This is a genomic window from Pseudoroseicyclus tamaricis, from assembly GCF_012070395.1.
Taxonomy (GTDB): Bacteria; Pseudomonadota; Alphaproteobacteria; order Rhodobacterales; family Rhodobacteraceae; genus Pseudoroseicyclus_A; species Pseudoroseicyclus_A tamaricis.
The window spans coordinates 317273-341771 of record NZ_JAAFYS010000003.1 but is presented as its reverse complement, the minus strand read 5'-3'; the positions used below and the strand labels follow the sequence as shown (position 1 = coordinate 341771).

Here is a 24499-nt window from a genome sequence, read left to right as displayed (position 1 = left end):
TGCGCCCCGGGGTCAGGCGACGGGGCGGCGGTAGGTGATGGAGGTGGGGCGGGCGTAGCCGGGGTGGGAGGTGCGGGCGGCCTCGGTGAAGCCGAGGGCGGCGAAGGCGGCGTGGTTGTCCGCCAGTTCGACGCGGGTGCTGAGCTCCAGCTGCGCGAGGCCGAGGGCGCGGGCCCGCGCCTCCGCCTCGGAGATGAGGGTGCGGGCGAGGCCGCGGCCCCGTGCGCTGGCGGCGACGGCGAGCTTGCCGAGGTAGAGGGACGGCGGCTTGGGCGTGAGGAAGAGGCAGGCGGTGACCGGCGCGCCGATGGCCCAGACCTCGCCGCCGGCGGCCTGCGCCTCGACCTCTGTCAGCGTCAGCCGCAGCATGGAGGAGGGCGGGTCGATGCGGCCTTCCATATAGGAGAACTCGGCGCGGATCAGAGCCAGGACCTCGGCGAGGGCGGGGTCGCCGGGAGAGAGGCGCCTCAGCCCCTGTGCTTCGGCAGGTCGTCGTGCAGGTTGAACCACGCCAGGCGTTCCTCGTGATGGCTGTGGTGTTGCATCACGATGCCCGAGGGATCGTCCAGCAGCGCTGCCATGAAATGGATCTCGTCCGGCTCCCTGTCCGAATCGTAGGCGATGGCGCTGCCGCAGGTGGCGCAGCTCAGCCAGCCGGTGCCGGGGGAGCTTTCATATCTGCGGGGCTCGGCCCCCGTCCACGCCCAGGCGCCATGCGGCACGGCCAGATAGGCGGCAACGGGCGCTCCGGTGAAGCGGCGGCAGCTGTCGCAATGGCAATAGGAGCGCCAGTTTTCCTTGCCCTCATAGGAGAAGGAGGTGGCGCCGCAGAGGCAGTGACCGGTCATCGTCATGGCCCGATGTGAGTCGCCGTCAGCGGAAAAGCGCAAGAGCAGGTGGAACCGATCGGCGGGTTTCTGCGCTATTGGCGCAACAGCGCGCGTATCGCGCTAAGCAAACAAGCAGGATCGGACAGTCAAGATGATGTACTTTTCCATTGCTCTTCTCTTTGCCTATGTCGGCGTCGCGGCGCTGGCCGCGGCTTAAAGGTCTTCTGGCCAGGGCTCTATCCTGAGCTCTGGCCAGAGCGCCTTCTGGCGCGCCGCCTTGGCCTCATGCGTGAGGCGATTCGGGCGGATCGGGTTCGGCGTCACCCGGAAGCTGAAAATGTCCCCCAGCCCGTAAGGGGCCTCCACCTCGAAATCGTCATCTGATGTCAGGCGCATCCCCACGGCATGGGTGCGGCAGGCGAAGGCGGCTATCGGCTCGCGCGCGTTCCGGTAGGGCGGGCAGGGCTGGCCGAAGTGCTGCTCGTACCAGAGATGCACGCGGGCCTGGTTACGGATCTCGACCGGAGGGTCGGCGGGGAAGAGGCGGGCGCCAGCGCGGATGACGCGGTCCTCCGCCTCCCAGCTGGTGTCGGGGTCGAAGTAGAAGAGGTCGATGTCCTTGACGCCATGGAGCTCGGGCCGGCCGGTCAGAGCGTTCCACACCTGATTGTAGAGCGCGCCGGAGACGATCCACCAGTCGGGCAGGCCGAGCTCTCGGGCGATGTGGAAGGCGCGCATGAGCTTGGGCGAGACGCGGACGATCTCTATGAGCGCGGCGCGCTGGGCCTCGAGGGAGGCGTCGGCGTAGCGCAGGTGGGTCACAGGAGGGCGGCGATGCGGGCGCGGGCGGAGTTGGACTTCGGCACCCAGAGGCCGCGGTCGATGGCCTCCTGCAGGCGGCGGGCGATCTCGGCGAGGGCGGGGGCGTTGGCCTCTTCGATGAAGGCGCGGGTGTCGTCGTCGGCGAGGAAGGCGGCCTCGCAGAGGTCGAAATGGTGGGCCTTCACGGCGCCGGTCGTGGCGGCGAAGGCGAAGAGGTAGTCGACCGTCGCCGCGATCTCGAAGGCGCCCTTGTAGCCGTGGCGCTTCACGCCCTCGATCCATTTGGGGTTCACCACGCGGGCGCGCATGACGCGGGAGATCTCCTCCTCCAGTCGGCGGATGACCGGTCGCTCGGGGCGGGAATGGTCGTTGTGATAGATCGGCCGGTCGGCCCCCTGCAGCATGGAGACGGCGGCGGCGGCGCCGCCTTCGAACTGGTAGTAATCGTCGCTGTCGAGCAGATCGTGCTCGCGGTTGTCCTGGTTCTGGACGATGGCGTCGGTCTGGGAGAGGCGGGCCTGCAGGCCGGCGCGATCCTCGGCGCCGTCGCGGCCGGCCTCGTAGGCGTAGCCGCCCCAGGAGAGATAGGCCTTGGCAAAATCGTCGCGGGAGGACCAGCCGCCTTCGTCGATGAGCGCCTGCAGGCCGGCGCCGTAGGCCCCGGGCTTGGAGCCATAGACGCGGGGGCCGGGGGAGGCGGTCGCGGGGTTCTCGGTGGCGGGCTCGTCGAGCGCCTGGATCGCCTTCGCAGCTGAATCGAAGAGGGCGATGAGCTGCGGGAAGGCGTCGCGGAAGAAGCCCGAGACGCGGAGGGTGACGTCGACGCGGGGGCGGCCGAGGAGCGACAGGGGCAGGATCTCGAAACCGGTGACGCGGCGCGAGGCGGCGTCCCACGTCGGTTTCACGCCCATCAGGGCGAGGCCCTGCGCGATGTCATCGCCGCCGGTGCGCATGTTGGCCGTGCCCCAGGCGGTGAGCAGCATGGCGCGCGGCCAGTCGCCATGCTCCTGCAGGTAGGTCTCTACGAGAAGGTCGGCGGAATGGCGGCCGATCTGCCAAGCGGTCGGCGTGGGGACGGCGCGGGCGTCGACGGAGTAGAAGTTGCGGCCGGTCGGCAGCACGTCGGGCCGCCCGCGCGTGGGGGCGCCGGAGGGCCCGGGGGGGATTGCGCGGCCGTCGAGGGCGGCGAGAAGCGACTGGGCCTCCGCCGGGCCGCAGGCGGCGATGGCGGGGGCGAGCTCGGATTGAAGCTCGGCGAGGACGGCGCTGCTCGCCGGCCCTGGCGGGCGCGTCTCGCGATCCACGAGGCGGAGGGAGAGGGATTCGAGGCGCTCGACCGTGTCGCCGGTGCTGCGCCACGGGGCGGAGGCGGCGAGGACCTCGGGGCGGGGGCCGAGCCACGGGTCGGAGAGGGTGGCGGTGAGCGGGTCGAAGGCGAGCGAGAGGTCGTCGGCGAGGGCACGGAGGAGCGAGGGGCGCTCGCCGCGGGGCAGGCGCGCGAGGGCGAGGGCGAGGTCGCGGGCCTGCGGGCCGGTGGGTGAGAGGCCGAAGATGTGCAGGCCGTCGCGGATCTGCGCCTCCTTGATCTCGCAGAGCCACGCGTCGAGGCGGGAGAGATCATCCGCCGCCGTCAGACCGGCATCGGCGGCGATGCCGGTGGTCTCGGCGAGGGAGAGGATGTCCTTCGAGAGGCGGGCGGCGCGCGAGGGGTCGAGGCTCGCGGCCTCGTAATACTCGTCCACCAGTGCTTCGAGGTCGGCGAGGGGGCCGTAGGTCTCCGCCCGGGTCATCGGCGGGGTGAGATGGTCGAGCACCACGGCGGCGGTGCGGCGCTTGGCCTGGGAGCCCTCGCCGGGGTCGTTGACGATGAAGGGATAGAGGTTGGGCAGCGGGCCGAGGGCGATCTCGGGCCAGCAGGCCTCGGAGAGGGCGAGGCCCTTGCCGGGCAGCCATTCGAGGTTGCCGTGCTTGCCCATGTGGACGGCGGCATGGGCGCCGAACTCCTCGCGCATCCAGAAGTGGAAGGCGAGGTAGTGGTGTGGCGGGGGGAGGTCCGGCGAGTGGTAGGTCTCGTCGGGGTCGATGTTGTAGCCGCGGGCGGGCTGGATGGCGACCACGGTATTGCCGAAGCGATGGGCGGCGAGGGCGAAGGCCGGCTCTGGCTGAGAGGGCGCGGAGCCTTCGGGGGACTCCGGCGGAGGTATTTGGGGCCAGATGAAAGGATCGGCCTCGGGCGGGCCCCAGCGGGTGAGGATCTGCTCCTTGGCCTCCCAGGGGAGGGCGGCGAAGGCCTGCCTGTAGGCGGAGAGGGGGTAGCGCGTGCCGCCGGCGCGCTCGGAGCGGTCGGTGAGCCAGTTGGTGGGGCCGGCCATGAGGGCGGCCATGAGATCCGCCGAGGTCTCCGGGGCGCCGGCGGTGTCGTAGCCGGCGGAGGCCATCAAGCGGAGCGCCTCGGCGGTGGAGGCGGGCGTGTCGAGGCCGACGCCGTTGGCGAGGCGGCCGTCCTTGTTGGGGTAGTTGGCGAGGATCAGCGCGATGCGGCGCTCGGCGGGAGGCGTGGCGCGCAGGCGCGCCCAGTTCGCGGCGAGGCGGGCGAGGAAGGTGATGCGGCTGCCGTGGGCCGACCACGTGGCGATCTCACACTCGGTGTCATCGTCGCGGAAGGCGGCGTCCTTGAAGGCGATGGCGCGGGTAATGAGGCGGCCGTCGACCTCCGGCAGCGCCACGTTCATCGCCACGTCGCGGGCGGAGAGGCCGGCGGCGGAGGCCTCCCACGTCTCCTGGCTGCCGGCGGCGAGGATGGCCTGCAGGACAGGTGCCTCGTTCGCGGCGGCGGAGGCGAGCGGGTTCCGGCCGGTCTCGCCGGGGGCGGCGGTGGCGAAGGAGGTGAGGTTGAGGATCACCGAGGGCGGGGCCTCGGTGAAGAGGGATTCGAGGGTGGCGGCGGACAGGTCGTCCTTGAGGGAGGTGACGAAGACCGGCATGGGCGCGAGGCCGGCGCGGAGCAGGGCCTTGGTGAGCCGGTCGATGGGCGCGAGGCCGCCGCCCTGCAGGAGGGCGCGGTAGAAGACGAGGGGGATGATCGGGGCGTCCGCCGGCCAGTGGGCGCGGAGGTCGGAGAGGGAGGGCTCCGGCTGGCCTGGCCAGTAGAGGCCGGCCTTGAGGAAGGGCTTCGGGCCGGGCGGGCGCGGGGCGTCGGCGATCATGGCGCGGGCATGGGCGAGGAAGCCGGCGGCGTTGGCGGGGCCGCCCTCGGTGAGGAAGCCGTGGAGGGCGCGATAATCCTCCGCGCTGACGGTGGAGAGGGCGGCAAGCTCCTCGTCGGGCTTGTCGTCGCCGGGCAGGGCGACGAAGGCGACGCCGGCCTCGGCGAGGCGGGCGGAATACTGGGCGAGCCCGTGCGGCCAGTAGGCCGAGCCGCCGAGGAGGCGGGCGACGACGAGGCGGGACTTCGTGGCGCAGCTCTCGAGGTGCAGGTCGACGCTCATGGGGTGCGAGAGGTGCTGCAGGCGCATGAGGCGGAGCTGGGGCGCCTCCGGCATCTCCGCGCGGGCCATGGAGAGGGCGGCGAGCTCGGTATCGGCGGCGGAGATGACCACCAGATCAGCGGGCGACTGCGTGGTGTCCACCGGGCTCTGGCCATCGCCGATGGCGCCGGGGGTGGCGGCGATCAGGTGCATGGGACGAGCGGAGAGCGCAGAGGGGGGCGCTGCCCCCCGCCTTCGGCCCCCCCGGGATATTTGGAGAAAAGCGAGAGGGGGCGGAGGGACAGGGCGGAGACCTCTGCGCGGGGCGGCCGCGTCACGTCAGCGCCTTCTCGTAGAAGATCGAGGACGGGCTCTCCTTATACGCGCCATAGGGGCCGCAGAGCGTGTATCCGAAGCGGCGGTAGAGGCGCTGGGCGGAGTCGAGGCCGGGGCCGGTTTCCAGCCTCAGCCAGGGGAGGGAGGCCGCGCGGGCGACCTCTTCCAGCCGGGCGAGGAGGGCGGCGGCGACGCCGCGGCCGCGGGCGGCCTCGGAGGTGTAGAGCGACTTGATCTCGCCGTAGCCCTCGAAGATCGCCAGCGCGCCGGTGCCGAGGGGTTGGGAGCCCGCCTCGGCGAGGTAGAGGTGGATATGCGGCGCGGCCAAAGCATCATGGCTGAGGAAGTGGTTCTGCTCGAACATGGCGCGCATCAGCGCCTGGCTCTCGTTCAGCAGCGCTTCGGCGCCGGGCTCGCGTGGCGAGACCCGGCGGAGCGTGATCGCGGGCGCCTCGGTCATGCCGCCTCGGCGCGCTCGCCGGCGATGGCCTTGGTGATCGCCGCGCGGTCGAGGCCGGAGAGGCCGATGACGACGAGGCGGCCGGCGCGGGGGTCGGCACCGAAGGGGCGGTCGAAGTAGCTGTCGACGCGCGGGCCGACGGCCTGGATCGCCAGGCGCATTGGCTTGCCGGTGATGGCGGCGAAGCCCTTGAGGCGCAGGATGCCGTGGGCGGCGATGACCTCGGCGAGGCGGGAGGTGAGGGCCTTGGGGTCGCTCACCTCGGGGAGGTCGACGACGAAGCTCTCGAACTCGTCGTGGCCGTGTTCGTGCTCGTGGTGGTGGTCCTCCTCATCATCATCGTCGTGGTGATGGTGGTGGACCTCGCCGCGGGCCTCCATGTCGCCCTCGGCGCCGGCGCCCATGCCGAGCAGGACATCGACCGGCGGCGTGCCCTTCACGACGCTGACGCCCGGGCGGGCGGCGGCGGTGAGGCGGGCCGTTAGAGGGCCGGCGTCGTCCATCAGGTCGGTCTTGGAGACGACGATCATGTCGGCGCAGGCGAGCTGGTCGTCGAAAAGCTCCGAGAGCGGCGTCTCGTGGTCGATGCTGTCATCGGCTTCGCGCTGGGCCTCGAGCGCTGCATGGTCATGGGCGAAGCGGCCGGCCTCCACCGCCGGGCCGTCGACCAGCACGATGACGCCGTCGACCGTGACCTTCGTCGCGATGCCGGGCCAGGCGAAGGCGCGCACGAGCGGCTGCGGCAGGGCAAGGCCGGAGGTCTCGATGACGATGTGGTCGGGCCGGTCGGGTCGCGCGAGGAGCGTCTCCATCATCGGCAGGAAGTCATCGGCCACGGTGCAGCAGATGCAACCGTTGGAGAGCTCGACGATATCCTCCTCGCGGCAGGTGGCGTCGCCGCAGCCGCGCAGGATCTCGCCGTCGACGCCGAGATCGCCGAACTCGTTGATGATGAGCGCGATGCGCCTGCCGTTCGCGTTCGCCAGCAGGTGGCGGATGAGCGTCGTCTTCCCGGCGCCGAGGAAGCCGGTGACGATGGTGGCCGGGATGCGGCCCGCACGGGGGGAGGCGGCTCCGGTAGAGCCTTGGGTCAGTGCCATGTCTATCTCCTTCCCGTCCCACCGACGGGGTTGGTTGCGTCATGGCAAGGCCGGTCTCCTGGCTGGCGGATCGTGGCACGCGGCGGCCTTCCCGGGGTCTCCTCCCAGTGGCATGTCGCCGGGCGCTCACCGCGGACAGTCGCGGGGGCGGCTGCATTCCGGGCCCTCCTGCGTGGATCAGGCCCGTCGCATTCCCGTTTCACCCCTGGCGGCGTGGCGCCGCACGGCGGGGAACCTTGCTGGGGCCGTTTGTGGGCGTGGGGAGGAAAGGGGTCAAGGGGCGAAAGCGGCGCTCCGGCCCCCGGCCGCGCCTCCCGCCCGCCCACCCCGGCGCGTCCGGGGCCGGAGCCCCGGGGGTGAGGCGGGAGGACCGCATGGGCCCGGGCGGGCAGGCCCGCCCGGCCCGTAGGGCTCAGAAGAACCGGTCGTAGGGGGCAGCGTTGCCGCCCTGGGGGACGTGGATCATCGTGGACACGTAGGCGACCGGGTCGAACTCCACCCAGATGCTCGGGCCGTCGCTGCCATAGGGAGAGCCGTAATAGAGCGTCTCGCCCACGAGCCGGAAAAACCGGACGTCCTCCTGCCGCTCCGCCGGCTGGCCGTAGCGGGCGATGAAATCATTGATCGTGGCCCCGGATTCTCCGAAGGCGGCCATGTCGGCCGCGAGCTCATCGGTCACGTCGGCGGGCCCGATGGGCCCTCCGGCCGGTGCGGGGGAGGCCGTGGCAGGGGAGGAAGGGGTCGACGTCGCCGGGGCGGCGGCCGCCGGTTGTTCGGCGGCGGCGGGCTGAACGGGCTCGCTGCCCGCCGAGCTCCCCTCATCCGGGGTCGAGCCGCAGGCGGCGAGCAGGAAAAGGGCAGAGCCGAGAGCGGCCGGGCGGATCATTGAAAATGTCATTCTGGTCTCCGTTTTGAACGGGGCCCAAACAAAGATACCGCTCGCCGTTGGGTCAACCGTGCAGGTTCCGGGGGAGCGCCCTGTTGCACCAGTGCCGCACCAAGCCTAGTGGAGATGGGCAATATCTTGTGGATAAACAGCGGGGAGTCGCTTGATATGGCGCAGCAGCGTTGACGGGTGGGGGCCGCCGTTGCCAAGCTTAGGCACCCAGAAGAATCGTGAGCAGCCCGCCCGATGCGCTTTACCCGGCTTCGCCTCAACGGCTTCAAGAGCTTCGTCGACCCGACGGACCTCGTCATCCATGACGGGCTGACGGGGGTCGTCGGGCCGAACGGCTGCGGCAAGTCCAACCTCCTTGAGGCACTCCGCTGGGTGATGGGCGAGACGCGGCCCACGGCGATGCGCGGCGGCGGGATGGAGGATGTCATCTTCGCCGGCGCCGCCACCCGCTCCGCCCGCAACCATGCCGAGGTGGCGCTGCATATCGACAACTCCGACCGGCTCGCCCCCGCCGCCTTCAACGATACCGACCAGATCGAGATCACCCGGCGCATCACCCGCGACGTCGGCTCCGCCTACCGCCTCGGCGGCAAGGAGGTGCGGGCGCGGGACGTGCAGATGCTCTTCGCCGATGCCTCGACGGGCGCCCATTCGCCGGCGCTCGTGCGGCAGGGGCAGATCAGCGAGCTGATCAATGCCAAGCCGGCGGCGCGGCGGCGGATCCTCGAGGAGGCCGCGGGCATCTCCGGCCTCTACCAGCGGCGCCACGAGGCGGAGCTGAAGCTGAACGGGGCGGAGCAGAACCTCGCCCGCGTCGATGACGTCGTGGAGCAGCTGGCCGGCCAGCTCGCGCAGCTGGCGCGGCAGGCCAAGGCGGCGGCGCGGTACCGGGAGATCGGGGCGAAGCTGCGCGAGGCGGAGGGGCTGCTCCTCTGGCGGCGCTGGCGAGAGGCCGGCGCGGCGCTGGAGGCGGCCGAGCAGGGGCTGCGGGAGCGGGTGCTCGGCGCCTCCCGTGCCGAGGCGGAGGCGCGCGCGGCCGAGGCGGCGCGTGACATGGCGGAGGAAGCGATGCCGGCGCTGCGCGAGGAGGAGGCGATCGCCGCCGCCCTCGCCCAGCGGCTGGCGCTGGAGGCGCAGGCGCTGCGGGAGGACGAGGCGAGGGCCCGCCGCGCCATCGAGCGGCTGCGCGCCACGCTCGCGCAGGTGGAGAAGGACGGCGCCCGCGAGGCGGAGCTGACCGGCGATGCCGAGGAGACGCTGGCCCGCCTCGCCGCCGAGGCGGAGGAGCTGGCCGCCGCCGGCGAAGGCCACGAGTCGCGGCTGACCGAGGAGGCGGAGGCGGCGCGCGCGGCGGCCGAGGCTCTGGCGGAGCGCGAATCCGCCCTCTCCGAGCGCACCGAGGATGCGGCGCGGCTCGCGGCCCGCCACCAGTCCGCCCAGCGGCTGATCGAGGATCGGCGGGCGCTGAAGGCCAAGGCGGAGGAGGCGATGGCCCGCGCCCGGACGGCGCGCGGCGAGGCCGCAGAGGCGCTGGAGCGGGCCGAGGCGGAATATGCCGCGGCGCGGGACGCAGAAGCCGGCGCCGGCGCGGCGGCCACCGCGGCCGAGGCGGCGCTGGGCGAGGCGGAGGCGACGCGGGCGGAGACGCAAGGGCAGGAGGCGGAGGCGCGGGCCGCCCGCTCCGGCGCCGAGGGCGAGGCCAGCGCGCTGACGGCCGAGGTGCGGGCGCTGGAGCGTCTCGTGGCGCGCGACACGGCGGAGGGCGGGCAGGTACTCGACCTCCTCTCCGTCGCGCCGGGCTACGAGAAGGCGCTGGGCGCGGCGCTGGCCGATGACCTGCGCGCGCCGAAAGTGGGCTCCGGGGACGCCACGGGCTGGGCCGAGCTGGCGCCTTACGAGGCGGACCAGCCCTTGCCTGGCGGCGCCGAGCCGCTGGCCGATCACATGGAGGTGCCGGCGGTGCTCGCCCGGCGCATCGCGCAAGTCGGGCTGGTGGCGGCCGCCGAGGGGCCGGCGCTGCAGGAGCGCCTTCAGCCGGGGCAGCGGCTCGTCTCCCGCGAGGGGGATCTCTGGCGCTGGGACGGCTACCGCGCCGGGGCGGAGGATGCCCCTTCCGCCGCCGCGCTGCGCCTGCAGCAGCTCAACCGGCTGGCGGAGCTGCGGCGCGACCTCTCCGAAGCCGAGGCGCGGGCGGAGGAGGCGCGGGCGGCGCACGGGGCGCTGGCGACGACGCTGGCCGAGCAGACCGAGGCGGAGAAGCTGGCCCGTGCGGCGCGGCGCGAGGCGGAGGGGCGCGTGGCCGAGGCGAGCCGCCGGGCCTCCCGCGCCGAGGCGGAGCGCAACATCGCGGAAGGCAAGCGCGAGAGCGCCCAGCTCGCCGGCGACCGCCACGAGGCCGAGGCGCGCGAGGCGGAGCAGGCCCTGCGCGAGGCGGAGAGTGCGGCGATCCCCGAGGCGGAGCTGGCCGCGGCCAAGGCGGCGGTGGAGGAGCTGCGCACGGGTGTCGAGGCGGCGCGGCTGGCGATGATCGCCCGCCGGACGGCGCATGACGAGCTCCGCCGCGAGGGCGAGGCGCGGGCGAAGCGCGCCGGCACCATCGCCCGCGAGCAGACGAGCTGGCAGGAGCGGCTGGCCAGCGCCGGGAGCCGGCGCGCCGACCTCGCCGCCCGGCAGGAGCAGGCGGGGCGCGAGCTCTCCTCCGCCGAGGGCCGGCCGGGGGTTATCGGGGCCAAGCGCGAGGCGCTGGAGGGCAGCATCGCCAAGGCCGAGGCGCGCAAGACGGCGGCGACCGAGGCGCTGACCGGCGGCGAGGCCGCGCTCCGCGAGGCGACCGTGGCCGCCCGCGAGGCGGAGGCGGCGGCGGGGCAGGCCCGGGAGGCCCGGGCCGGGGCGGAGGCGCGGCGCGACGCGGCGCGCGAGGCCGTCGCCGGGGCCGAGGCGCGCATCGAGGAGGCGCTGGAGCAGAGCCCGGAGGACCTCCGGGCCGAGCTGGGCGCGGCCGTGGACGGCGCCGAGAGCGCCGAGGAGATCGAGACGCGCATCGGCGCGCTGCGCCGCCAGCGCGACGCGCTGGGCGCGGTGAACCTGCGCGCCGAGGAGGATTCGCAGGAGGTCTCCGCCGAGCATGACCTGCTGGTTAAAGAGAAAGCCGATCTGGAGCAGGCGATCCACACGCTCCGCCACGGCATCGCGGCGCTCAACAAGGAGGGGCGCGAGCGGCTGCTGACGGCCTTCGAGCAGGTGAACGGCAACTTCTCGATGCTCTTCACTCACCTCTTCGGCGGCGGCGAGGCGCGGCTGGAGCTGGTGGAATCGGACGATCCGCTCAATGCGGGGCTGGAGATCCTCTGCCAGCCGCCGGGCAAGAAGCTCTCTACGCTGTCGCTGCTCTCTGGCGGCGAGCAGACGCTGACGGCGCTGGCGCTGATCTTCGCGGTGTTCCTCGCGAACCCGGCGCCGATCTGCGTGCTCGACGAGGTGGACGCGCCGCTGGACGATGCCAACGTCACCCGCTTCTGCGACATGCTCGACGAGATGACGCGGCGGACGCAGACGCGCTTTTTGATCATCACCCACCACGCGGTGACGATGGCGCGGATGGACCGGCTCTTCGGCGTGACGATGGGCGAGCAGGGGGTGAGCCAGCTCGTCTCGGTGGATCTGAAGAAGGCCGAGGCGCTGGTGGCGTGAGCTGAGCTCTGCGGGGGAGTGCGGGGCGGCCTCGCCTTCGGCAATCGCCCGCCCGCCCTCCATATCCCTGTCCGCGCTGACTCCAGCGTCCGGTGGGTTGAAGGGGAGTCTCCATCTGCTGAGAGGCCGTTTGCTGGCAGGTCTGCCTGCAAACAGGCCTCCTCGATGGTGAGGGCGAGTCGCCCCGCGTCAAGGAGCTTCGCCCGCCGTTGGCGGCGCCTGCGGCGTCCTTGACCCGGGGCGACTCGCGGCGCGGCGGGGGCTCCTGCGGCTTTCCCTCGTCTGCCGGACGCACTACCTCGAGGTCAAAGGAGGCTCATCCCATGTCATTCTTCACGAAGCTGAAAGACAGGCTCTTCACCTCCTCCTCCAAGCTCGACGCCGGCATCGACGCCATCGTCGGCGAAGGGGAGGGAGAAGAGCAGGCCCTGCCGGTCGATTCCGCCCCGGACGTGCCGGAGGCGCCCGAACCACCGCGCCCGCCCGAAACGGACCCCCTCGGCACGCCTGCGCCGGGGGAGCCGCCGTTCCCCGGACCCGACGAGGCGCCGATCCCCGACCCGGCCGAGGAGCCGCCGCTGCCGGGCCCGGACGAGATGCCGCCCGAGCCGGTGGATCCCGAGCCGGTGCCGCCCGAGGCGCCCGAGCCGCCGGTCACCGAGCCGCCGCAGCCGCCGGCCCCGGACCAGGTGCCCGAGGTGCCGGACACGCCCGTTCCGCCCGGGGGGCCGCAGGCGCCGGTGACGCCGCCGGGCGCCGCGCCGGTGGACGACGACCCCGAGGAGACGGAGGAGAATTCCCCGCGCCTCGCGCAGCCGATCCCCATGCCCGTCCCCGAGCCGGAGCCCGAGGCGCCGGCGGCGCGCGGGGGGCTGATGACCCGGCTCTTCCGCCGGGGCGGGGCCGCCGCCGAGGCGCCCCGCCGCCTGATGGACGACGACATGCTGGAGGAGCTGGAGGAGCTGCTCATCGCCTCGGACATGGGGGTGACCACGAGCCAGCGGGTGACGGCGAACATCGCCGAGGGGCGCATCGGGCGCCGCCTCACCTCCGCCGAGATCAAGGAGGCGCTGGCCGGGGAGATCGCCCGCATCATGGAGCCGGTGGCCCGGCCGCTGCCGCTCTACCCCTCCAAGCCGCAGGTGGTGCTCGTCGTGGGCGTCAACGGCTCCGGCAAGACGACCACGATCGGCAAGCTGGCCAGCCAGTTCCGCGGCGCCGGCAAGAGCGTCGTGGTCGCGGCGGGGGATACCTTCCGCGCTGCCGCCGTCGAGCAGCTGCAGATCTGGGGTGAGCGGGCCGGGGTGCCGGTGATGACGGCGCCCGAGGGCTCCGACCCAGCCTCGCTGGCCTTCGACGCGATGACGCGGGCGAAGAGCGAGGGGGCGGACCTCTTGATGATCGACACGGCCGGCCGCCTGCAGAACCGGCAGGACCTGATGGAGGAGCTGGCGAAGATCGTCCGCGTCATCCGCAAGAAGGACCCGGATGCGCCGCACAACACGCTGCTGGTGCTGGACGCGACGACCGGCCAGAACGCCCTGACGCAGGTGGAGATCTTCCAGAAGATCGCCGACGTCTCGGGCCTCGTGATGACCAAGCTCGACGGCACGGCGCGGGGCGGCGTCCTCGTGGCGCTGGCGGACCGCTTCGGCCTGCCGATCCACGCCATCGGGGTGGGCGAGCAGATCGACGACCTGTCGCCCTTCGACCCGGATGAATTCGCCGCCGCGCTGGTGGGGACGGAGCTGGAGCCGGCCTGAGAGGGCGCCCGCCACTCAGAAACAGAAAAGAGCCAGGCATAGAAAAAGGGCGGGGTCTGCACCCGCCCTTTTCCCTGTTAAACTGTGGTGCGGCGCGCCTCTCGGGCGCCGCAAGCCACGGTCGCTCAGATCACGTCGCCGACCTGCTCGATCTCGGCCTCGACGTCGTCGCCATCGAACCAGCCTTCGAACCAGCCCTCTTCCTCCACCGTAATGACTTCGTTCTGGTCGAGGTCGGCGCTGCTGTAGACGCCGGTGTTGAACTCGTCCTCGGTCAGAAGCGCGTCACTGTCGGTGTCGTAGTCGCTGTAGAGGGTGTTGTCCCAGCCGGCACCAAACTCGTTGGTGTCGATGTAGCCGGACGTGTCGGTGTCCCAGTCGGAGAAGGCGGTGTTGTATTCGTCGCCGTACCAATTCTGGGTACCGGTCATGTACTCCTGCTCGGTGAGCTGCAGGTCATTATCCGTGTCCCACGAGGAATAGACGCCCGTCGCGAACTCGCCTTCGCTCAGGCCGACCGTCTCGTCGCTGTCCCAGGCATTGTAGGTGCCGGTTTCGGCGAAGCCGGTCTGGAATTCCTGATCGGAGACCTCGAGGTTCCCGTCATTGTCCCAGTCGCTGTAGGTCCAGGTGGCCTGCGCGGTGGCGGCGGCGGGAAGGGCGAGCGCGGACGTGAGAGCCACGGCGCGTAAGGTTTTGAGTTGCTGCGTATTCATGGCAGTTTCCTCCTTTTTCAAGTGGGCGGGCGGGTGTGCCCCGCCTGCCCGATGCCAGACCAACCCCGCCCCCTCCGCCTGCGTTCCGAGGCTTTCGGGCTGCCGCCGGACGAGGGCGCCTATGCGCGCCATGCGTGGGTTTCGCGCTCTTCACGGCTGGTTGAGGGGTTGTCACTCCTCCGGTCGCGCGGGGCGTTTTCGGGGGGAGAGGCGGCGCTCGACGGCGCCGACGAACCAGACGACGACGATGGTCACCAGCGTCGCCACCGCGGCGAGGGGGACGTGCCCGGCCCCGCAGGAGAGGCCGATGGCCCCGGCGAGCCACATCGAGGCGCCGGTGGTGACGTTCCGCGCCTCGCCCTTGTAGTTGAAGATCAGCCCGGCGGCGAGGAAGGCGACGCCGGCGGTGACCGCCTCGATCAGGCGGATCGGATCCGTCTGCTTGGAATCGCCGCCGAAATCGAGGATCGCCAGCTCCTCGCCGACGATGACGAAGAGGCAGGCGGCGACGCCGATGAGCATGTGGGTGCGCAGGCCCGCCGTCTTCTCGCGGTATTCCCGCTCGACCCCGATCAGGCTGGAGAGGAGGAGCGCGGCCAGCAGGCGCACCAGCGTCGCCGTGAAGGTCACGGCGGTGAAGTTCGGGCGCAGCTCGTCGAGCAGTGCTTGCAGCATCCAGGTCCCCCCCTTTCTCGGTCTGAGCGGTCAATGCCGCGCCGCCCCGGGGGTTCCGCCTCCCGTCCGGGCGGCTTGCCTTCGCCCGCCGGCCGGGCCAGAGGAGGGCGATGAGCGAGTGGCTCTCGAGCATGGCCGGGACGGGGCAGGGGGCGCAGATCGCCACCCTGCTGGCGCTCATGTCCGCCATCGCCCATGCCGTCTTCGGCGCGCTGCAGAAGGGCGCGCACGATCCCTGGCTGTCGCGCGGCTCGATCGATTTCTTCCTCGTGGTGATCTCGGCGCCCGTGGCGATCTTCCTCGTGCCGGCGCCGGATGCGCAGATGTGGGCGATCCTCGCCGGCTCGCTGGTGATCCACTTCCTCTACAAGCTGGCGATGGCGCTGGCCTACGAGCGGGCGGCCTATTCCTTCGTCTATCCCGTCGTGCGCGGCTCGGGCCCCGTGGTAACGGTGGCGGCCGCCTCGCTGATCTTCCACGAGAGGTTCACGCCCCTGCAATGGGGCGGGGTGGCGCTGCTCTCCGGCGGGATCCTGCTGCTGGCGCTGCGCAACCTCGCGGAGGTGAGCCTCGGCCGGCGGGCGATGCAGATGGGGCTGGCCTTCGCGCTCTGGGGCGGGGTGATGGTGGCGATCTACACCACCTACGACGCCTGGGGCATCCGCACCGCGCCCTCGCCGATGATGTTCCTCGCGTGGTTCTTCTTCATCACGGCGCTCGACTTCCCGGTGCTGGCCGCGATCCGCTATCGCAGGATGCCGGCACCGCCCCGGCTGGGGCCGCTGGCGCTGCGCGGCATCATCGGCGCCTTCATCGCGTGGATCAGCTTCGGCGGCGTCATGCTGGCGACCTACCTTGACAAGGTGGGCGAGGCGGCGGTGCTGAGGGAGACCTCGACCGTCTTCGCCGGGCTGATCGGCTGGTTCATCCTCGGCGAGGGCGTGGGGCCCCGTCGCCTGATGTTGATGGCGATGATCGCGGCGGGGGCTGTCATCGTGGAATTCGCAGGTTAGATAGAGGCCATGAGCGACACCCCCAGACATGTCCCCGCCTGGCTGAAGATCGGCCTCGATTTCGGCCCCATCCTGCTGTTCTTCCTCGCCTATGGGCGGATGAAGGATCGTGTCTTCGAGATCGGCGGGACGGAGTACCAGGGCTTCATCGTGGTGACGGCCCTCTTCGTGCCGCTGCTGCTGCTGTGCACCGGGATCCTCTGGTGGCTCACCGGCAAGCTCTCGAAGATGCAGGTGGTGACGGCGGTGCTGGTGGTCGTCTTCGGCTCCCTCTCCGTGTGGTTCAACGACGAGCGGTTCTTCAAGATGAAGCCGACGATCATCTACGTGATTTTCGGCGCCGCGCTGGCGATCGGGCTGGCACGGGGGAAGAGCTATCTCGAAGGGCTGATGGGGGAGGCGATGCCGCTGAAGCGCGAGGGCTGGCTGCTTCTGACCAAGCGCATCATGTGGTTCTTCTTCGGCCTCGCCGTGGCGAACGAGCTGGTCTGGAGGCTCTTCTCGACGGAGGTCTGGGTGAGCTTCAAGACCTTTGGTCTGACGGCGGCGCTGTTCCTCTTCTTCATGACGCAGGGCAAGCTCCTGGAGGAGTACGGCGTCGAGGAGGAGAAGGGCAGCGCCTGAGGGGGCGGCTCTGCGGCTCGCGAGGCAAGGTGGGTTATAGGCCCACCCTACGTGAGGCGTAGGGTGGGCCTATAACCCACCGTCCCACTTCTACCGCACGCACCATCGACAGGCGCAGGGCGAGCGCCGGCCCGTGGGGTGGCGCTCCCACGTTTCCGCTCCTTGCTTTATGGCGCCACCACCTCCCCGCTCAGATCTCCGCGCTGACCTCACCGGAGCGCCAGCCCGCGGGACGGGCGGGCGCTCGCCCTGCGTCTTTGGCGCGCACCGGGCGGGGGAAGAAGCGGCGACGGTGCACCGGCTCTGCTTCCCAGGGTGGGTCGACGTTTCGGAGCGCCAGCCCCCGGGACGGGCCGGCGTTCGCCCTGCGCCCTTGGCGCGCACCGGGCGGGGGACAGAGCGGAGAGGGTGCACCTCGGCGGGTTGAAAACCCGCCCTGCGTCGACAGGCCGAGCGCGCCGCCTAAACCGGTCCCCGCGCCCCGAACCGCATCGCCGGCAGGCGCCAGCGGCGCCGCTCCGGGGCGAGGCGGGCCTGCATCACCGCGAGGGGCGTCGCCTCCGGGGTCAGCAGCACCTCCCGGTAGAAGCGCCAAACGCCGGGGCGCAGGTAGCTCGACCAGTGGCAGATCCGGGCCGTCGGCGGGGCGAGGCGGTAGCCGAGGTCCGGCAGGCGGCGCATCGGCACGTCCACCCAGCCCGGCACCCATCCCGGCGACCGCGCCCCGAGCCCGCCCCCCAGCGTCACGCCGTGGTGGGGCAGGGCAAGGCGGAGGAGGGTGTCGAAGAGGAGGTTCTGGCCCGAGATCACGTTGACGATCTCCGCCCGCCGCCCAGCGGGCGTCTCCAGCACCCGCCGCGCCTCGCCCCGGAAGGCGGCGGCGGAGAGGAGCAGCACCCGCGTGATGTCGCCCGGCCGCGCCCGCGCCAGCGCCGCGAGCGCCACCCGCGCGCCGAGGCTGTGGCCGAGGAGGTGGATCGGGCGGTCCGGCGCCGCTACCCGCAGCCTCCCCACGAGCTCGGCCAGCGCCGCCCCTGCCGCCTCCGCCCGCGCATGGGCCGCGAACAGCGTCCCCCGCGCCTCCCAGCCGAAGGCGACGGCGAGGCCCGCCTCGCCCTGCAGGCGCAGGTGGCGCGGCCAGGAGACGGCTTTCCAGCCGCCGAGGCTGGGGGCGGGCGACAGGATGTGGCGGTGCGGGTCGTGCGAGGCATCGGCGGGGGAGAAGCGGTAGCCGTGGATCATCACGACGATCGGCGCGCCGGGGTGGAGTCCCCGAAGGGCTCCGGCGATCGTGTGGCCGGAGGGGAGGTCATCCGCATTCGCTCGCAGCAATGCCATTGCGCACCCACTAGATGTGGTGTTTCCCTTGCCGCGTCTTCGCAACAGGCAGGTTACTCTTGCGTGACGCTTGGATGACGCGGCCCCGCCGCGGCAGGATGGTCACAGCCGCTCGGACTTGACCGTTCCGCCGAGGAGGCCTACTGCTCGCGTCGTGGCGATTTGTTACCGGATTGCGGGCCACGTAAAACATGCCGCTAAAGAGGTCTGACGGGTCGCTGGCCCCGATGCCTTTACCGGTGTCGGGGTTTTTCATTGGGGCAGAGGCCCCGAAGGAGGCGACACGATGTCGAAACGCGATCTTTCCCGCCGCACCAAAGCCGTCCATGGCGGCACCCGCCGCAGCCAGTACGGCGAGGTGAGCGAGGCCATCTTCCTCACCCAGGGCTTCGTCTACGACGACGCCGCGCAGGCCGAGCAGCGCTTCATCAAGGCCGGCGAGGATGAGTTCATCTACGCCCGCTACGGCAACCCCACGACGCGCATGTTCGAAGAGCGCATCGCCGCGCTCGAGGGCGCCGAGGATGCCTTCGCCACCGCCTCGGGCATGGCCGCCGTCAACGGCGCGCTGGTCTCCATGCTCAAGGCCGGCGACCGCGTCGTCTCCAGCCGGGCGCTCTTCGGCTCCTGCCTCTATATCCTCGAGGAGATCCTGCCGCGCTTCGGTGTCGAGGTGGTCTTCGTCGACGGCACCAGCCTCGACGAGTGGCGCGCCGCCGTCACGCCGGGCACCAAGGCGGTGTTCTTCGAGAGCGTCTCCAACCCGGCGCTCGACCTCATCGACGTCGCCGCCGTCAGCGAGATCGCCCATGCCGCCGGCGCGCTGGTGATCGCCGACAACGTCTTCGCCACGCCCGTCTTCTCCAGGGCCATCGAGCAGGGCGTGGACGTCGTCGTCTACTCCGCCACCAAGCATATCGACGGGCAGGGCCGCGTGCTCGGCGGGGTGATCCTCGGCAGCAAGGAGTTCATCCGCAAGACGGCGGAGCCCTACCTCAAGCACACCGGCGCCGCGCTGTCCCCCTTCTCCGCCTGGCTGCTGCTCAAGGGGCTGGAGACGATGGAGCTGCGGGTGCGCGCGCAGGCGGCGTCCGCCCAGCAGATCGCCGAGGCGCTGGAGGCGGACGACCGGCTCGCCCGCGTCATCTATCCCGGCCTTCCCGCCCACCCCCAGCACGCGCTGGCGATGGAGCAGATGGGCTCCGGCGGGACGGTGCTGGCGTTCGATCTCGGCAGCAAGGAGGCGGCGTTCCGCTTCCTCGACGCGCTGGAGATCGTCCTGATCTCCAACAACCTCGGCGACGCCAAGAGCATCGTCACCCACCCGGCCACCACCACCCACCAGCGCCTCGCCGAAGAGCAGCGCGCGACGCTCGGCATCACGCCCGGGCTCGTGCGCCTCTCCATTGGGCTCGAGGATCCGGCCGACCTCATCGCCGACCTGCAGGGCGCGCTGGAGGCGGCGGCGCGGGTGGCGGCGGAGGCCTGAGAGGGCGGGCCGGCTTCTCTCCGGCCCCCCGAGCCCCTAGATTGGGGGGAGCGCGCGAAGTCGCCCACAGGAGGCGCCGATGACTGTCACCAGCAAGTCCGACCCGGCGGCGAAGGATCCCGGGCGCCCCGATCCCGGACGCAGTGAGGCCGAGGCGGCGCTCGGCGTCCTGCGCGCCTGGGCCCATCACGCCCTGGCGGAGGAGGTGGCGGATCTCGACCCCGCCATCTCCCGCCTCATCGCCGACCCGACGCGGGGCAATTACCCCGCGCTGGCCCGCGCATACCCCGAGGAGTTCGAGGCGGATACCGACTACCTCGCCACCCTGCCGGATCTTCAGAACGGGCCGGAGAGCCTAATCCGCGGCGCCCGCGCGCCGATCCAGCATGTCGGCATCTCCAACTTCCGCCTGCCGGTGCGCTTTCGCACCAAGGGCGGCGGGGAGATCACGCTGGAGACCTCGGTGACGGGGACCGTCAGCCTCGATGCCAACCGCAAGGGCATCAACATGAGCCGCATCATGCGCAGCTTCTACGCCCATGCGGAGGAGGCCTTCAGCTTCGACGTGATCCAGCAGGCGCTGAACATCTACAAGACCGATCACGACACCTTCGACGCCCGCATCCAGATGCGTTTTTCCTACCCCGAGCGGGTCAAATCCCTGCGCTCCGGCCTCACCGGCTTTCAATATTACGACCTGGCGCTGGAGTTGGTGGAACAGGCGGGGGTGCCCAAGCGCATCATGCATCTCGACTACGTCTACTCCTCGACCTGCCCCTGCTCGCTGGAGCTCTCCGAGCATGCCCGCGCCTCCCGCGGGCAGCTGGCGACTCCGCATTCGCAGCGCTCGGTGGCGCGGATATCGGTGGAGGCGCTGGATGCCGGGGATCGGCTCTGGTTCGAGGACCTGATCGGCCTGGCGCGCCGGGCCGTGCCGACGGAGACGCAGGTGATGGTCAAGCGCGAGGACGAGCAGGCGTTCGCTGAGCTCAACGCCGCGAACCCGATCTTCGTGGAGGACGCGGTGCGCCTCTTCGCCGCCGAGCTGAAGGACGAGCCGCGCATCGGCGACTTCCGCGTGGTGGCGAGCCATCAGGAGAGCCTGCATAGCCACGACGCCGTCTCGATCCTCACCGAAGGCCCGACCTTCGCGGCGGAGAGCCTCGACCCGCAGTTGTTCGGGACATTGCACCACCGGGGGTGAGTGGGGGCAGGCGGCGCGGTGCCAAGCTGAAGTCCGGCCTAGGGGCGGCCCGGAATTGCGCCCGGGTTGAGCCTCGCCCCGCCCGGTGCGCGCCAAAGGCGCAGGGCGAGCGCCTGCCCGTCCCGGCGGGCTGGCGCTCTGGCGGGGCTTGGTGCTCCGCTCCGGTCGGGGAAGGGCTTGGCCGGTATAAAGCGCAGAGCAAGACCGTCGGAGCGCCATCCCACGGGCCGGCGCTCGCCCTGCGCCTGCGAGGGGATCGCCTGGGTTCGGGTGGGGCGGTGGGTTGGAAACCCACCCTACGAAGGGGCGTCCGGTCGGGGGCCACGCAGCCCTAAGTCCCCTCTCGCCCTCTTCGGCCGTTCTTCCTATAAGGAGGCGCCGCGGAAAGGACCTCTCTCATGGCAGCCGATCTCTCCCCCATCGACAAGGCCAAGTTCGTGGCCGCCCGCCGGGCCACGCAGTTTGTCGAATCGGGAATGCGGGTCGGGCTCGGCACCGGCTCCACCGCCGCTTGGCTGGTGAAGTGCCTTGGGGAGATGGTCCGCGAGGAGGGGCTGAAGATCACCGGCGTGCCCACCTCCACCCGCACCGCCGAACTGGCGCGCGAGGTGGGGATCGAGGTGATCAGCCTCGACGAGGCCCGCTGGCTCGACCTCACCATCGACGGGGCCGACGAGCTCGACGGCAAGATGAACCTCATCAAGGGCGGCGGCGGCGCCCTGCTGATGGAGAAGATCGTCGCCACCGCGTCGGACCAGATGATCGTCATCGCCGACAGCGGCAAGGAGGTGGAGACGCTGGGCGCCTTCCCGCTCCCCGTGGAGGTCATCCCCTTCGGCTGGCAGACCACCAAGCTGCTCGTCGAGGAGACGCTGATCGGCCTCGACGTGCTCGGCCGTACCACCCAGCTGCGGATGAACGGCGACGCGCCCTATGTCACCGACGAGGGCAACCACATCCTCGATCTGCACCTCAAACGCATCGGCAATGCCCGGCAGCTCTCCCTCGTGCTCAACCAGATCCCGGGTGTGGTGGAGAACGGGCTCTTCATCGACATCTGCGACAAGGTGGTGCTCGGCCATGGCGACGGCCGGGTGGAGGTGCGGGACTTCGCCGCCGGGCTCGTCAGCGAGGATCGCTACGACTTCCTCGACGACGGCAACGTCTTCACCGACATCTCCGATTAGGCCTCCGCGGGTTCGCCCGCGCCCCTGGGCCCCCGCGCGCCCGCGCCGGACCCGGCCAGCCGCACCCTGTTGCGCCCCGCCGCCTTCGCCTTGTAGAGCGCCACGTCGGCGCGGCCGACGACCTCCTGCCCGCGGGCATGGCCGCCGAAGGTGACGACGCCGATGCTGACGCTCATGCGCTGCTCCTCGCCCGTCGGCAGCGAGACGCCCTGCCGCTCCACCGCCGCCCGCGCCCGCTCCGCAGCGGCGAGAGCGTCGGCGGGGGTGATGTTCGGCACGAGGATCGCGAATTCCTCGCCGCCGTAGCGGAAGGTGAGGTCGCCCTCGCGCGCCGCGCCCGTGAGCGCCTCGCCGATCTGGCGGAGCGCGGCGTCGCCGGCGAGGTGGCCGTGGGCGTCGTTGAATTCCTTGAAGTTGTCGACGTCGATCATCAGCAGTGCGCCGGGCTGGCCGCTCTGCTCGGCGATGTCGAGGCAGGCGGCGAGCTCCCGGTCGAACGCCCGCCGGTTGCGCAGGCCGGTGAGGCTGTCGGTGCTGGCGGCGAGGGAGAGTGCCCGCTCCTGCTCGAGGATCTGCTTGGTCATCTTGTTGAAGGCGCTCGCCACCGCCGCCAGCTCCGGCGGGACCTGCACGTCGATCTGCCGCTCCCGGTCGCCGGCGGTGATGCTCATGGCGCCGGCCACCAGCTCGTCGGTGCTGTTGATGAGCGCCCGGTCGATGATCTGGATGGCGAGGAAGGTGAAGAGCAGCGTCAGCGCCACGGCCACGGCGGCGATGATCTCCAGCCGGCGCATCGCCGCCAGCGCCTCGGCATGGCTCTGCTCGCTCTGCTGGCGCAGCGTCTCCGACAGCGCCTCCAGCGCCCGGCCCGTCTCGGCGACGAGCGATTCGAAGCGCAGGAGGGCGGGATCAGCGCTGGAGGCGGTGCCGGGCGCGACCTCGGCGGCGACCTGCACGAGTAGCGCCCAGTCCTGCAGCGCGGCATCGAGGATGGGCCGGAAGGCGGGGGAGCTGCCCGCCGCCAGCTCCAGCTGCGCGAGGTGGGTGGCGATCTGCCGCTCCGTCGCCTCGAAGGTGCTGCGGTAGGCCTCCTCCCCCGTCTCGGCGAAGTCGTTGACGGCCGCCGAGAGGCCCCACATCTCTCCCTGCAGGCGCTCCAGCGGCAGCAGGATGCGGTGCTGGGTATTCAGCACCTCGCGGAAAGGCTGGGCGATCTGGCTGTGGTAGGTGGCAAAGGTCAGCGCGCCGACGATGAAGATCGGCAGGAGCGCGACGCCCATGCCGACGATGAGCCAGGTGCGGAGCGACAGGCTGCGGAACCAGCCCCGCAGGCCCCCGTGATGCCCCTCAGCCATGCCCGGTCTCCCCCTGCCAAAGGCAAACAATCGCCAAGCGGATAGTCAGCGCGGGTCGCCGCGTCCAGCCGGCGCCGTCAACTCGATGCATCCAGCACGAGCGAGGCCGCGAAGCGCAACGCGATGCAGATCGCCGCCGCCGCGGAGGCGAGTGCCGCCCGCCGGTTGAGGATGGCGCTGCGGTTCATGGCGACGACCATGCGGTTGAGGTCCGCGTGATCCAGCGTCTCGAACCGCGAGACACGGCGGATGGTCCGCGCGCCGGCCTGGTACCAGAGCCCGGCGGCGAGGAGGGAGCTGACGATCGCGGCGAGGTCGAGCAGGTGGTAGAGCATGTCACTCCGCCTCTGTCGGCTCGACGGTGCCGGCGGCGCCCTTCTGTCGCTCGGCATCCATCGCCGCGAGGATCTCGGCGGTGATCTCGCTTTCCAGCCGCTCGGCGGCCTGCGGCGGGCAGAAGAGCGTCACCTCGACGCGCAGCTTGCCGAGATCGGAGGTGCGCAGCCGCACCAGCGGCGCCGGGTCGGGCAGGTCGGTGTGGGTGCGGCGCTCGATGGCGGCGTTCACGCGGGCGGCGCTCTCGCGGAAGGGCTCGTAGTGGCGGGCGACGATCTGCGAGAGCGCCGCATGGGCGCCCTCGATGCGGGGCATCGGATCGAGCGTGACGGTGAAGCGGTGGTAGGTCGCCTCGCGCATGGCGGAGAGGTTGCGCACCGGGGTGGTCAGCAACAGGCTGTTGGGGAACACGATGGTGCGCCCGGTCGGCACGTAGGCATAGGGGCCGGCGCCGAACTCCTGCAGCGTCGTCGCCAGCACCGTGTGGTCGGTCACCTCGCCCCGGTTGTCCCCCACCTCGATCCAGTCGCCCACCGCGAAGGCGCCGGTCGTGGCGCGCAGGACGGCGCCCGAGAGGCAGAGGATGAGCTCCTTGGTCGCCACGACGATGGCCACGGCCACGGCAGTGAGCGACAGCGCGAAGGTGCGCAGCTGCGGCGCCCATATCATCACGAGGCCGATCAGCAGCAGCAGCAGGAAGGCGTTGCGGGTGGAGGTGAGCAGCCGCCGCTGATCCTGCGGCGCCAGCTCCGCCCGCGCGCGGATGGAGCGCACGACGATCTTCCGCGCGACCCAGAGCAGCAGGAGGAGGAGCAGCGACACGAGCAGGTCGACATGCGGCAGGAGCGCCGGATCGAAGGGCAGACGCGGCCATCTGAAGTCTTGGAACATGGGGCAAATCTGTTGCGGGGCAGGGCGCGAGGCAAGGGACGATTGCGCTCGGGTGGCCCTGGCGGAGGAGCAACCGGGCGGCGGGACGCTCATCGAGCGTGGAGAGCAACGAGGGCTCGGTGCTGGGAAAAACGGGGGGGAGGTGGTGGGCGACCCTGGAATCGAACCAGGCGTGGGTCTCCCCGGCGGAGTTACAGTCCGCTGCCGCACCTTGCAGCTCGTCGCCCGACGCTGGGGCGGAATAGTCGGCCCTCGGCGAGAGGTCAACAAGGTTTTGGCGGCGGCAGCGCCCGCCCCTGCAGGCC

20 protein-coding genes, 1 tRNA gene and 2 riboswitches are annotated in these 24499 nt (G+C 71.5%); of the genes, 7 read left to right on the top strand and 14 right to left on the bottom strand.

What is annotated here, in order from left to right:
- Nucleotides 1–12: 12 nt before the first annotated feature.
- The 7 genes from GY170_RS13415 to GY170_RS13385 form a co-directional block, all read right to left on the bottom strand.
- Nucleotides 13–510: a GNAT family N-acetyltransferase gene (locus tag GY170_RS13415; protein WP_235937847.1), complete on the bottom strand. Its 498-nt coding sequence runs from the start codon at nucleotides 508–510 to the stop codon at nucleotides 13–15.
- Nucleotides 468–854, bottom strand: coding sequence for a GFA family protein (locus GY170_RS13410; RefSeq protein ID WP_163894475.1), 387 nt, complete (start codon nucleotides 852–854; stop codon nucleotides 468–470). The genes GY170_RS13415 and GY170_RS13410 overlap by 43 nt, the downstream gene beginning before the upstream one ends.
- A 189-nt stretch (nucleotides 855–1043) precedes the next feature.
- A complete protein-coding gene (locus tag GY170_RS13405) occupies nucleotides 1044–1652 on the bottom strand; it encodes a nucleotidyltransferase family protein (protein WP_163894473.1) in 609 nt (202 codons plus the stop codon).
- Nucleotides 1649–5332 carry a cobaltochelatase subunit CobN gene (gene cobN, locus GY170_RS13400; RefSeq protein ID WP_163894471.1) on the bottom strand — a complete coding sequence of 1228 codons (3684 nt, stop codon included), beginning with the start codon at nucleotides 5330–5332 and terminating at the stop codon, nucleotides 1649–1651. The genes GY170_RS13405 and cobN overlap by 4 nt, the downstream gene beginning before the upstream one ends.
- 121 nt (nucleotides 5333–5453) lie before the next feature.
- On the bottom strand, nucleotides 5454–5915 hold the full coding sequence (locus tag GY170_RS13395) for a GNAT family N-acetyltransferase (RefSeq protein WP_163894469.1): 462 nt from the start codon (nucleotides 5913–5915) through the stop codon (nucleotides 5454–5456).
- Nucleotides 5912–7015, bottom strand: coding sequence for a cobalamin biosynthesis protein CobW (gene cobW / locus GY170_RS13390; protein ID WP_163894467.1), 1104 nt, complete (start codon nucleotides 7013–7015; stop codon nucleotides 5912–5914). Before cobW ends, GY170_RS13395 begins: the two co-directional genes overlap by 4 nt.
- Nucleotides 7016–7046: 31 nt before the next feature.
- Nucleotides 7047–7269, bottom strand: a riboswitch (cobalamin riboswitch).
- 158 nt (nucleotides 7270–7427) lie between these two features.
- On the bottom strand, nucleotides 7428–7901 hold the full coding sequence (locus GY170_RS13385) for a hypothetical protein (protein ID WP_167803319.1): 474 nt from the start codon (nucleotides 7899–7901) through the stop codon (nucleotides 7428–7430).
- 246 nt (nucleotides 7902–8147) lie between these two features.
- Between GY170_RS13385 and smc the strand changes: the two genes are divergently transcribed.
- Both smc and ftsY read left to right on the top strand, forming a co-directional pair.
- Complete coding sequence (smc, locus tag GY170_RS13380; protein WP_163894463.1) at nucleotides 8148–11603, top strand: chromosome segregation protein SMC; 3456 nt, start codon at nucleotides 8148–8150, stop codon at nucleotides 11601–11603.
- A gap of 323 nt (nucleotides 11604–11926) precedes the next feature.
- Nucleotides 11927–13366, top strand: coding sequence for a signal recognition particle-docking protein FtsY (gene ftsY, locus GY170_RS13375; protein WP_163894461.1), 1440 nt, complete (start codon nucleotides 11927–11929; stop codon nucleotides 13364–13366).
- Nucleotides 13367–13491: 125 nt separating this feature from the next.
- On the opposite strand, the gene GY170_RS13370 is transcribed toward ftsY, so the two are convergent.
- Both GY170_RS13370 and GY170_RS13365 read right to left on the bottom strand, forming a co-directional pair.
- Nucleotides 13492–14049 (bottom strand): EF-hand domain-containing protein, encoded by a 558-nt coding sequence (locus GY170_RS13370; RefSeq protein ID WP_163894459.1) that lies wholly within the window; start codon nucleotides 14047–14049, stop codon nucleotides 13492–13494.
- Between the two features lie 204 nt (nucleotides 14050–14253).
- On the bottom strand, nucleotides 14254–14757 hold the full coding sequence (locus GY170_RS13365; RefSeq protein ID WP_163894457.1) for an MgtC/SapB family protein: 504 nt from the start codon (nucleotides 14755–14757) through the stop codon (nucleotides 14254–14256).
- A 110-nt stretch (nucleotides 14758–14867) separates the two neighbouring features.
- Here GY170_RS13365 and GY170_RS13360 point away from each other — a divergent pair, with 110 nt between their 5' ends.
- Nucleotides 14868–15770, top strand: coding sequence for a DMT family transporter (locus tag GY170_RS13360; protein ID WP_163894455.1), 903 nt, complete (start codon nucleotides 14868–14870; stop codon nucleotides 15768–15770).
- A gap of 9 nt (nucleotides 15771–15779) precedes the next feature.
- Nucleotides 15780–16394: an inner membrane-spanning protein YciB gene (locus GY170_RS13355; protein WP_163894453.1), complete on the top strand. Its 615-nt coding sequence runs from the start codon at nucleotides 15780–15782 to the stop codon at nucleotides 16392–16394.
- A 462-nt stretch (nucleotides 16395–16856) separates the two neighbouring features.
- Here GY170_RS13355 and GY170_RS13350 read toward each other — a convergent pair whose 3' ends face one another.
- Nucleotides 16857–17732 carry an alpha/beta hydrolase gene (locus GY170_RS13350; protein WP_163894451.1) on the bottom strand — a complete coding sequence of 292 codons (876 nt, stop codon included), beginning with the start codon at nucleotides 17730–17732 and terminating at the stop codon, nucleotides 16857–16859.
- A gap of 144 nt (nucleotides 17733–17876) precedes the next feature.
- Nucleotides 17877–17954: riboswitch (SAM riboswitch) on the top strand.
- Nucleotides 17955–18018: 64 nt separating this feature from the next.
- Between GY170_RS13350 and metZ the strand changes: the two genes are divergently transcribed.
- The 3 genes from metZ (at nucleotide 18019) to rpiA (ending at nucleotide 21612) form a co-directional block, all read left to right on the top strand.
- A complete protein-coding gene (gene metZ, locus GY170_RS13345; protein WP_163894449.1) occupies nucleotides 18019–19221 on the top strand; it encodes an O-succinylhomoserine sulfhydrylase in 1203 nt (400 codons plus the stop codon).
- Nucleotides 19222–19300: 79 nt separating this feature from the next.
- The gene (folE2, locus tag GY170_RS13340) at nucleotides 19301–20425 is read left to right on the top strand and encodes a GTP cyclohydrolase FolE2 (RefSeq protein ID WP_163894447.1); all 1125 of its coding nucleotides are present in this window, start codon (nucleotides 19301–19303) and stop codon (nucleotides 20423–20425) included.
- A 398-nt stretch (nucleotides 20426–20823) separates the two neighbouring features.
- Nucleotides 20824–21612 carry a ribose-5-phosphate isomerase RpiA gene (rpiA, locus tag GY170_RS13335; protein WP_163894445.1) on the top strand — a complete coding sequence of 263 codons (789 nt, stop codon included), beginning with the start codon at nucleotides 20824–20826 and terminating at the stop codon, nucleotides 21610–21612.
- Here the strand turns inward: rpiA and GY170_RS13330 are convergent.
- The 4 genes from GY170_RS13330 to GY170_RS13315 all read right to left on the bottom strand — a co-directional run bounded on the left by GY170_RS13330 (nucleotide 21609) and on the right by GY170_RS13315 (nucleotide 24421).
- Nucleotides 21609–22967, bottom strand: a complete 1359-nt coding sequence (locus GY170_RS13330; protein WP_163894443.1) for a diguanylate cyclase domain-containing protein — start codon at nucleotides 22965–22967, stop codon at nucleotides 21609–21611. The genes rpiA and GY170_RS13330 overlap by 4 nt on opposite strands.
- A gap of 77 nt (nucleotides 22968–23044) precedes the next feature.
- Nucleotides 23045–23302 (bottom strand): hypothetical protein, encoded by a 258-nt coding sequence (locus GY170_RS13325; RefSeq protein WP_163894441.1) that lies wholly within the window; start codon nucleotides 23300–23302, stop codon nucleotides 23045–23047.
- A gap of 1 nt (nucleotide 23303) precedes the next feature.
- The gene (locus GY170_RS13320; RefSeq protein WP_163894439.1) at nucleotides 23304–24194 is read right to left on the bottom strand and encodes a mechanosensitive ion channel family protein; all 891 of its coding nucleotides are present in this window, start codon (nucleotides 24192–24194) and stop codon (nucleotides 23304–23306) included.
- Between the two features lie 143 nt (nucleotides 24195–24337).
- Nucleotides 24338–24421, bottom strand: a tRNA-Tyr gene (locus GY170_RS13315).
- Nucleotides 24422–24499 lie beyond the last annotated feature (78 nt).